This is a genomic window from uncultured Lacinutrix sp. (assembly GCF_947500325.1).
Lineage (GTDB): Bacteria > Bacteroidota > Bacteroidia > Flavobacteriales > Flavobacteriaceae > Lacinutrix.
Window position 1 is genome coordinate 24,828 of sequence record NZ_CANMRQ010000029.1, and the last position, 10,635, is coordinate 35,462.

A 10,635-nucleotide genomic window follows, 5' to 3' on the forward strand; every position below is an offset into this window, starting at 1 on the left:
TTTATTTAAAAAAACTTAAATTAGCTTTGTTAGTGTTAACCTTTATATCAACCCGAACATTAAATGTCAAACCAACAAGTAGAAATATCGCTTGAGGATTTAAGACAAGGCTCAGAAGTAGCGTTAAAGCAAGTCTATGAAGATAATAGAGCCAAGTTTATAAATTTTGCAAAACGTTATAATTTACCTCAAGATGATGTAATAGATATTTATCAAGATGCATATGTTATATTTTATAACAATATCATGAGTGGTAAAATAGAAAAATTTACAAGTACAATTTCTACCTATTTATTTAGTGTGGGTAAATATTTAATCTTCGATAAAATGAAAAAAAACAACAAAAAAGTAGGTCCGGATTTTGATCTTACTATTGTTAGAGATGAAGATGAAATAATGCATACTATGGAGATTGAAGAGCAAACTTTGACGCATGAACAAAAATTATTGCATACACATTTTTCAAGTTTAGGAAAACAATGTCAAGAGTTATTAAACCTATTTTATTATAGAGGTTATACAATAAAAGACATATTAGATTTAGGTAAATATAATAGTGAGAATGTGATTAAAAGTGCCAAGTCACGTTGTATGAAAACTCTAAGGGAACGAATTAATAGCAGCTTATAATGACTAACGAAGACTTACTATACGGCTTTTTTTCTAACAGTTTAACTGAGACTGAAGAGAAACAATTATTTGAATTATTAAAAACAGATGCCAATTTTAAAAAGCAATTTGAATTTGAAAATAATTTAAAACAAGTTATTAAGCACGACGAGAGCATTAAGTTAAAAGAAAAATTAAAAGCTTTTGAAGCGGAGATTGCTCCTACTAACGAGCAAAAAAATAAATCAGGCTTTAATTGGAGAATTGCTGCGTCTATTGTTATTCTGCTTGGTGCAAGCTGGTTTGGATATCAATCCTTTTTTGGTGTTAATTATGGTGATTTATACGAGGCTAATTATCAAGAATACCCTAATACAGAATTTGCAATTACAAGAAGTGATACAGTAAATTCTTTAGAACGAAAGGCTTTTGTAGCATATGAAGCTCAAGATTATGAAAGCGCAGTAAAGCTTTTTGAAAACTTACCTAGCAATTTACAAAAACCTTATATTAATTTTTATAAAGCCCAAGCTTACTTGAAAATTGACTCTATAGATAAAGCAAAAACTCTTTTTTCTTTTATAATTAATGAGAATACTCAATTTGTTGCAGAGTCTCATTGGTATATGGCTATGATAGCATTAAAAGAAAAAGATAAAGACAAAGCAAAAAAATACTTAAGGGTATTGACTGAGAATTATGATTATAATAAGGCTAAAGCCGAAATGCTTTTAAAGAAACTTAATTAAGTTATTTTCTCTTAAAATAGATAAAAACTAAACCTATTAAAAAACCAAATCCAGCAACTAGCCATAACCAATAATTAGAATTGCTTATAGGGTTGGTGTTACCAGAAATAACAAAACCAGACCAGTAGTATGGGTGAGATAATGCATTTTCTTTATTGTTAGTAATAAAGTTTACTTGAGCTTTTTGTAATGCTCTAGACTTATTTTCACCTTTAGATAATTGTAAATAAAAATGATCCATAAGTTTAGAAGACGACGCATCATTAATTTTCCAAAGTGTACTAGCAATACTTTTTGCTCCACTAAAATAAAAACCTCTAGCCAAACTCATTAATCCTTCTCCGCGTTTTAAGTCACCAATACCACTTTCACAAGCACTCAAAGTAACTAAATCTGCATTAAGTTTTAGGTTATAAAGATCTTTTGTATAAAGTAAGTTCTCATTATCTTTTTTAGAAGAAAAAGCTAAAAAAGAATATTCTGGGTTCTCATCGTTAAAAATAGCATGAGTTGCTAGATGTATAATATCATAATTATTTGCTTGATTAAAGTTCTCTAAGCTAGCTTCGGTACCAATAAAAGATTTTCCTTTTACATGTTTTAGTATAGTTGCAACTTCCTTTTTATTATTTGGTAACGGTAATAAGTTGTTATTGTCAATAGTAAAAGTTGGAGCAAAAGCTATAACTTCATTGTTGTTGTTTTGCTGTTGGTCTAATTGAGAAATAAGAGTAGCAGAGTTTAAATAACTAACAGCGTAATCTTCAACTAAGTAATTAATATTGTTTTTTTTAGTATTTAAACTAGAAAAAGGAATGTAGTTTAATAAGCCATCTGGGATGATAATTAAACTTTTAATGGAAGTATCTTTTAAAAAGGGTTGCAGTAATTTAGTATATATATCAAAAGAATTCTTAGATAATGTTTCAACATTAGATTTTGGATTAGAAACAGCTTTTTGAAAAGAAATTAATTCATTTTCTATATTATTACCTGTAGGTATTCGAACAAAATGCTTGTTGTTTTTTCCAATAGAAATAACATAAATAGAATGCGATCCATAGAAGTAGGAGATAAGTAATTCTTCTTTTTTTAATTGTTCTTGAATAGTTTTACTTGAAATAACTTTACTGTTATATTTTAAGTTGTAGTAGTTTTTATAATTAGATTCTAGATTTACTATAAGGTTTCTATATTGCGTTTTTATATTAAATAATTCATCTTCTAAAGCATTAGTTTTTCTTTTATTTAATTTTTTTTCTATATGAGTGATTCTTGATTTTAGTAATTTTTCTTTTTCAATGATATCTAATGGAATATCTGCATAATCTGTTGCTTTTACACTTAGTAAAGCTTCTAGTAATATAGCGCTTTTGCTTTTTTCAGTATAGTTAAATGCTTTGTCAATTAGCCTTTCGTCATTAGTATTATTATATAAATTAAATAACGCATCTAATCCAGATTCAAATACAGGGAATGCATTATCAATAAGAAATAGTTTATCATTATTATTTTTAAATGTAGGCTTTAATATGTCTAAGACAGCAAAAGCTTTTTCAGAAGTGTTAATAGTAGAGTCAAATTTTTTAATTTTATTTAAAGCACTAGCTTTTAATTTTAAAGACTTAAATAAGGTTGTTTGATTTATAGTAGAATTTAAAGTGTCATTTTCAAATTGTTTAATAGCTAAATTATAATTTGTAATAGCTTTATTGGGCTTTGAAGCTTCAGTATATAAATCTCCTATTTTATTATAAATTTCCGCAACGTCATTATGAGATTGATTATTCCATTTTTGTTTTACAAGTTGTAAAGCTTTATCTAAAGTGTTTGACGCAGAATTGTATTTTTTTTCTGCTTTAAGAATATTTGATTCAGACATATAATAACGATACCAAAATGGGTGATTTTCTGTCAAATTCGATTTCATCTTGTTCAAATAAAATTTAGAGCTATCTATCTGTTTTAAATTAATATGATTGTCTATAATATTATGATAGGAAGAAATAATGCGATTACTTTTTTTTGTTACATTAATATGATAATTAAGTGTTTTAAGAAGAGTGTTATTAGCTTGTAGGTAGTTTTTTTCTTTAGTATATATATCTGAAAGCATAGCATAAGTAGTATTTTTATACTCTTGATTACTTTCTGGTCTTGAATTTAAGATTCTTAAATTTTCATTATGAAACGTTTTGGCTAAATCATATTTACCTTCATCATTGTATATTTTTCCTATAAAGTTTTTTGCAGATATATAAAGACCGAAAATATTATCGTTAGACATAAAGTTTGGAATAACTTCAATATCTCGAGTCAGTTCAGTAAATATATTTAGGGAATTATTATAGTTCTTTAATTCATAATTGTTTACTGCTTTAGAATATTTGATAGAACTCTTGTAGTAATCTTTTAAAGGAATCGTATCTAAATATGTTTTGTGCTTTTTTATAATACTATCTAATTGAGATAAATTATTTTTTATTAGAGGTAAGTCATAATGAAAGTTAGCAGACCAGTTTTCGCTAATTAAGACTTCAATTAAGGTCTCGATTTCATTATTTTCTGCAGCTAGTTTTTTTATTTTATTAAAATAAAAATAGGCAGAATCTCTATTTGTATAAAAATGTTCGTAAGCTTTATCAAAATAAAAATCCAGATTACTTTTATAATCTGGATTTTGTGCATTCAAAAATTGAGCAAATAAAATGGATAAAATAATAATTGCTCTTAAGCATTTCTTTATTTTAAAATAATTAATATATATAGCCACTAACAGTAAAGTTTATCTGTTGATTGTTAATATTAGTACTTTCAACATCTACAAAGAATTCTCCACTAAATCCATCAAAATTTAGATTTGCAGTCGATATTATATTATTGTATTCTGGTAAAGGCGTAAATTGATTAATTTCTAAAGATGTTATTTCTTCTTCAGTTTGCATATTTCTAAATATAATGGAAATAGTTTCTATGTCATTAGATATTGTAAGGTAGTCTAAAAGACTTGGAATACATGCTCCAGCAGTACAAGGTTGCGGTGGAACAGGAGGAACTCTTGGAACTCTTGGTACTCCAAGTAGAGTTGTCTCAATATTGATTTGAATAGTTTCTTGACTTTCTAAAGCCTCTAATTGGTTAACTGCTTCACTTAATTGGTTTATTAAAGTAACATTATTTGGGTCTAGAGCTATTTGCATTTGCAAACTTGATATTAAATTGTTTGTAACATCAATTTCTGAATCCAAATAGAGTCTATATAAATCACCCACATAAAGATTGTTTTCGTTAGTTATAGCAAAATCTTCTGTGTCTTGGTTTTGATTGCTGTCATCATCATTATTACATGATAAAAATGTAAAAAGACATAATGTGGTTAATAATAAAAATTTAGTTCTCATCATTTTTTGTTTTTAGGTTGTTATGACAATTAATGTAAGAGGCTAAGTAAAGTTAACATTTTATCTGGTTCTTTCTTTAAAAACCTGTGTATAATACATATGTAATTGCATAGTTAGTAGTAAATTATCTGTTTTTTGGTTTTATAAAGGTTAAAGTTTTGAAGCTTTTACTATAAAAAAAAGCTACGATATTTTAATATGGTAGCTTAATATTTTTTAACACGCAAAACAAGGCATTGGAGGTATTGGCGGTCTAGGCATTTCAATATCATCTTTTAGCGAAGGTTCATTATCACTTTCTAAAGAAGTTGGTGTACATGATAATGCAAAAACTCCTGTTAGTATTATTGCTAATAACTTAATTTTCATAATGCTTTGATTTAAAATAGATTAATAACTTGACAAAGTACGAATTTAATTCATTTCATAGAGTAAAATACTATTACTATCGCCTTTAGTAATAAACTCAAGGTTTCTGTCTTTATCTATATTATCTAATGTAATACTAGAATTCCCATATACAGGAAAATTAGAAATAGTTCTTCCGCGACTATCAAAAAGGAGTACTTTTTGCGACTGTAAATCTGTAACAGACACATATATCTTGTCTTTAATATAGAAGAGTTTAGGCTTAGTATAGTTCCCAAAATCAAGTTCTAAAGTATTAGATTTAATTTTAAGTTTATTATCGTTTTGTGCTACTAATGTTTTTGATGTAGTCGTTAGATTAGTATTTGTTCCTAGTAATTTACTAGTGCTTACTTTACCTTTTATACTAATTCTAACTAGGCTTCCATCTTTACTAACAGTGGTAAAACTATTATTATAATTAAATACAGGAGTATCAGAAAATTTAAAATTAGTATTTGTTTTTATTCTGGTTTGACCGCGTCTATTTAAAATATTAAGCTTGTCTTCTGTTTTTATAATAATGTAATCTTTATTAGCAATACGTATGTGCTGAGGTTGAGAGTTTATTGTAGATTTAGCTTTAGAGAATTTAAATCCTTTTACTGTTTTTCCTTTCGCATCATACAATAACACATTTTTACCTTGGGTAACAAAAAGTCTATATTTTTTATTTTTATCGTAATCAAAAACCGAAAGCGGTTGCGTAATTTTATCATTAAATTTTAAAGGGTAACCTTTAACTTCTCTTCCAGTTCTATCAATTAAATGCACACGATTTGGTGTGGCGAAAACTAATTGTAGCCTTCCATTTTTATAAATATCTATCTGTTCTATTTTTCCTAAAACTGGACCACCAAGTTGTTTTTTCCAAAGAATATTACCTGTATTCGATATTAAGTATAGTTTGTTATTTATGTCTTGTACTACAATCTCTTTTTGCTTAGTACGATGATTAATTACAAACTGAGGAACGTTAAGTAAATCAGAGTCTAATTTAATATTTAACAATTCGGTAACTGCCCCAGTTTCTGCTTTAGCTTTATTTTTTTTAACTGCAGCATTAAAATGAGCATAATGGTCATCGTAAATAAATTGTATGGCAGAAGTTTTGTAAGGCTTAAAATTAGAATCTAAATACTCATCGAAATTAGTGTCTAAAACTTCCTTTAAAAGTTTAGCGTTTATAACATGTAATAAAGACGAAGCACTGCTTAAGTCTTGACTAATATTTTTATAATAGTCACGAGAATGTAGCGTGGTTTCATTTTGATAGTTAGCAATAATATTTTCAAGACTTTCTTTAGAGTTTCCAAAAACAAGAAATTGATCTATAATACAATAGAAATTGGCTTTGTTGTAATCGACTAAAGGATAGAAGGTTGTTTCAAAAAGATCAGGTTTACTATAGCTATATATTGAGATTTGCCTATAATCCTCAATTTTATTTTCCTCTCCTAGTAAAGCTTCTTTTGTAGATATAATATCTAAAGAATTTAGTACAATATTTTCATTACTGTCTTGTTTGATAATTCCAATTTCTATAATGTTATCAAATAGTGGATTAGTTATAATAGAATCTGTCTTTTTATTATAAGTATCTAAATTCGATTTAAAAACAGAAAAATCATCAAAAGTAAAACTCAAGAAACCATCACAATTATTAGGTGCAATGAGAGCCAATTGGTTTTCTTGAGGTGTAGTGTTTTTAAAAATATTAATTAATTTTGAAGAATCTTTAGCTTTTGTAATGCCGTTCAATAATATTTCATCTTGAGAAACATCTGCATCAAAAGCTGTATAATCTGTGAAATCTTTAAAGCTTAGGTTTTCAGTATTAAATAATGTAGTTAACGAATTAGTTGATTCATTATTTAGTAGCACAGAAATATCTTTAGTCTTATTAATAGTACTAGCAATTTTTTGAAGATTAGTATTATTGTTTTGTTTTTCTATAACAGATTTAAGTAAATTAATATTAGAAGCAGCTATAGCAATGCTATCTTTTAGAGTAGTATATAAAATGTTGTTTTTATAAGTAATCTTTTGTCCAGTTAGTGTGTTAATTTTAATAGATTCCGCTTTATGGTCTTGAAGAGAATCTAACTGAATAATGTCTTTACTGTATTTTGTTGTTATTACATATTGAAGACTATCACGCTTATCTTTTAAAAAAGAAATAACCACAGTATTAGGTGTTTTTATATAATCTAAACATTTTAGTCTATTTGAAATATCTTGAGATAAACTAGAAGTAGATATGGTTTTTATAAAACTATTGTTATTTAGATTGCTCTTTAAGCTTTCAATGTCATTTAGGTTAAAAATTATTGAAGCATTTTCTGGAGTAAAATCATATAAAGAAGCAGTCTTTGTTTCCGAAGTGCAGCTAGAAATTAATAATAAAATAAAAAAACTAAAAAAATTGGTTTTCATTAAAATTTGGAATTTTTGTAAAAATAATTAAAACTAGAGTTCTAATTTTAATTGTTCAGGTAATAATCTAAAAGATTTACGGTGATATTTAGTTGCTCCGTATTTTCTTATGGCTTCGCGATGCTCTTTTGTTGGGTAGCCTTTGTTTTTTTTCCAATTATACATAGGGAATTCTTCGTGTATTTTAGCCATGTATTCATCACGATACGTTTTGGCTAAAACAGATGCTGCAGCAATACTTAAGTACTTACCATCTCCTTTTATTATTGTCTCGTATGGAATCTTATTTAATGGTTTAAAGCGATTTCCATCAACAATTATAAACTCAGGTGTAGGCTTTAATTGTATAATAGAACGTTGCATTGCTAAAATGGAAGCGTTAAGGATATTTATTTTGTCAATTTCATTTTCAAAAACATGTGTAAAAGCAAAACTTATAGCCTCAGTTTCAATAATAGGTTTTAATGTATTACGTTTTAATTCAGAAAGTTGTTTAGAATCATTTAATAAAGCATTTTTAAAATCTTTAGGAAGTATTACAGCAGCAGCAGTTACTGGGCCTGCAAGGCAACCGCGACCAGCTTCGTCTGTGCCGCATTCTAAGTCAAAAGTTGAGTGATTTAATTTTAGCATTTATATAATTCTTAACAGGAGGTATATAATATAAGTTGTAATTATGCGATTATATCAAATGGACATAAAAATGTTTATTTGGTATTGTTAATAGAAAATGAAATTCCACAGAGATATTTCCTATTTTTGGCAAAACTTTAATTTAAAAAAGAGCTAGTCTTATAAAATAAATTAAGGATAAGCTTTTTTAAAGTTTAAAAATAATATGAATTAATGAATAAAATAATTATTACGTTCTTTTTATTGTGCTTTTCATCTTTTGCAATAGCTCAAGTATTAGAACCGCAAAAGCAAAAACTAAAAACTAAAGAAGGATTCGGTGTTAAAAACGATTCCTTAAAAAGAGGCTCTACTAAAAGCACTAGTAATAAAGGAATAAAAAATAAAGATGTTAAGATTACCGATTACCTAATAGTCTCTCATCTTAGAGATACAACATATGTAGATACAACCCAAAGTGTTATTAAAGAGTATAAATATAATTACTTACGTAAAGATAATTTTGAGTTAATGCCGTTTTCAAATCTTGGACAAACATATAATACTTTAAGTTATAATACAGAAGATAGTAGTTTAATGCCTGAATTTGGAGCTAGAGCGAGACATTTTAATTACATGGAAATTGAAGATATTAACTATTATCACGTACCAACACCTTTAACAGAGCTGTTTTATAAATCTGCATTTGAACAAGGGCAACTTTTAGATGCTTTTTTCACTACTAATATATCAAAGCAGGTTAATTTATCTGTTGCTTATAAAGGACTACGTTCTTTAGGTAAATACCAGCATTTGTTAACAAGTACAGGTAATTTTAGATCTACAGTAAGTTATAAAACTAAAAACAAACGTTACATAGCTAATGCGCATTTTGTATCTCAAGATTTGTTAAACCAAGAAAATGGAGGCTTAAAAGATAGTAATGTTGAGTTTTTTGTTTCGGGTGATGATGAGTTTAGGGATAGAGGAGTTTTAGAGGTTAATTTTGAAGATGCTGAGAATATTTTACGAGGTAAACGTTTTTATCTTAATCATTCATATGGAATACTAACTAAAAAAGATTCTATTTCAAGCAATGAATTAAATGTTACACATGTTATGTCTTTAAAAGATAAAAGCTATATGTATGAGCAATCAAGAGAAAATGATTTTTTTGGTGCTTCATATAGAAACACAAATCTTAGAGATAGAGTGACATTAGAGGAATTTTCTAATCAATTACAATTAAACTATAGTAATTCAATTCTTGGTGAAGTACAGTTAAATGCAAGTCATACTAATTATAATTATGGTTATAATAAGCTTGTTATTTTAAATCAAAATACAATAACTAATAGATTAAAAGGAGATATTATTGCTGTTGGAGGAAAATATAAAAAACAAATAGGAGGTTTTTTACTTAATGGAGATTTAGGAGTTAATGTTTCTGGGGATTTTAATGGCAATTATATAACTGTTAATGCAGGTTATAAATTGAATAACGATATTTCAATATCGGCACAAATAAATAATAATTCTAAAGCGCCAAATTATAATGCGCAATTGTATCAAAGTGATTATATAAATTATAATTGGCAAAACCAGTTTAAGAATATTAAAACACAACAATTATCTTTTAATGTTAGGTCTAAAAAGATATTGAATGTATCATTAGATTTATCTACTATAAATGACCATCTTTATTTTGCAAAAAATGATACAGATAATTTAGTTAAGCCTTTTCAATCAGATAAGTCAATTACTTATTTAAGAGTAAAGGCTAATAAAGAAATTAAATTTAGAAACTTTGCATTGAATAATACAGTAATGTATCAAAATGTTAAAGATGAAAATGAAGTGTTTAATGTTCCCCAAGTTATTACTAGAAATACCTTGTACTATGCCAATCATGTTTTCAAAAAAGCAATGTATCTTCAAACAGGTGTTACATTCAATTACTTTACAAAGTATAAAATGAATGCTTACGATCCTTTATTAGCAGAATTCTATGTTCAAAACGAACAGGAACTTGGTGGTTATCCAAGATTAGATTTCTTTGTTAATGCAAAAGTTAGACAAACAAGGATATTTCTAAAAGCAGAACATTTTAATTCGGCATGGACTGGTTATGATTTTTTCTCTGCACCTAATAACCCTTATAGAGACTTCACGGTACGTTTTGGTGTTGTGTGGAATTTCTTTTTATAATTTCTTTTTTAAGCTTTACTCATAGATTTATCTTTTTATAATTATTTATAGAAGGGATCTTGTCTTTAAAATACAATTAAAGAGAAAACCTTTTATAAGAAGTTAAACTTTATAAATCGATTCATTATTAACCTTATCCATAAGTAATTGAAAAATGTTAAAAATAGTTGTATATATAATAAGGACAAGAGTGTGTTTTATAAAGTAAAAAA

8 protein-coding genes are annotated in these 10,635 nt (G+C 26.9%); 3 read left to right on the forward strand and 5 right to left on the reverse strand.

Features of this window, described 5'->3' with window-relative positions; translation table 11 throughout:
• Positions 1 to 63 precede the first annotated feature (63 nt).
• Positions 64 to 630 (forward strand): sigma-70 family RNA polymerase sigma factor, encoded by a 567-nt coding sequence (locus tag Q0997_RS19065; protein WP_299891989.1) that lies wholly within the window; start codon positions 64 to 66, stop codon positions 628 to 630.
• Positions 630 to 1,358 carry a tetratricopeptide repeat protein gene (locus Q0997_RS19070; protein ID WP_299891991.1) on the forward strand — a complete coding sequence of 243 codons (729 nt, stop codon included), beginning with the start codon at positions 630 to 632 and terminating at the stop codon, positions 1,356 to 1,358. Before Q0997_RS19065 ends, Q0997_RS19070 begins: the two co-directional genes overlap by 1 nt.
• Position 1,359: 1 nt before the next feature.
• Here Q0997_RS19070 and Q0997_RS19075 read toward each other — a convergent pair whose 3' ends face one another.
• The 5 genes from Q0997_RS19075 to Q0997_RS19095 form a co-directional block, all read right to left on the reverse strand.
• A complete protein-coding gene (locus Q0997_RS19075) occupies positions 1,360 to 4,131 on the reverse strand; it encodes a CHAT domain-containing protein (RefSeq protein ID WP_299891994.1) in 2,772 nt (923 codons plus the stop codon).
• Positions 4,115 to 4,762 carry a hypothetical protein gene (locus Q0997_RS19080; RefSeq protein WP_299891996.1) on the reverse strand — a complete coding sequence of 216 codons (648 nt, stop codon included), beginning with the start codon at positions 4,760 to 4,762 and terminating at the stop codon, positions 4,115 to 4,117. The genes Q0997_RS19075 and Q0997_RS19080 overlap by 17 nt, the downstream gene beginning before the upstream one ends.
• Positions 4,763 to 4,975: 213 nt before the next feature.
• Entirely contained in the window at positions 4,976 to 5,128 is a 153-nt protein-coding gene (locus tag Q0997_RS19085; protein ID WP_299891998.1) for a hypothetical protein, read from the reverse strand.
• Between the two features lie 45 nt (positions 5,129 to 5,173).
• Positions 5,174 to 7,603, reverse strand: a complete 2,430-nt coding sequence (locus tag Q0997_RS19090; RefSeq protein WP_299892000.1) for a ribonuclease HII — start codon at positions 7,601 to 7,603, stop codon at positions 5,174 to 5,176.
• 33 nt (positions 7,604 to 7,636) lie between these two features.
• Positions 7,637 to 8,236: a ribonuclease HII gene (locus Q0997_RS19095; protein ID WP_299892003.1), complete on the reverse strand. Its 600-nt coding sequence runs from the start codon at positions 8,234 to 8,236 to the stop codon at positions 7,637 to 7,639.
• A gap of 213 nt (positions 8,237 to 8,449) precedes the next feature.
• Between Q0997_RS19095 and Q0997_RS19100 the strand changes: the two genes are divergently transcribed.
• Complete coding sequence (locus Q0997_RS19100; RefSeq protein WP_299892006.1) at positions 8,450 to 10,423, forward strand: putative porin; 1,974 nt, start codon at positions 8,450 to 8,452, stop codon at positions 10,421 to 10,423.
• The last annotated feature ends 212 nt before the right edge of the window (positions 10,424 to 10,635 follow it).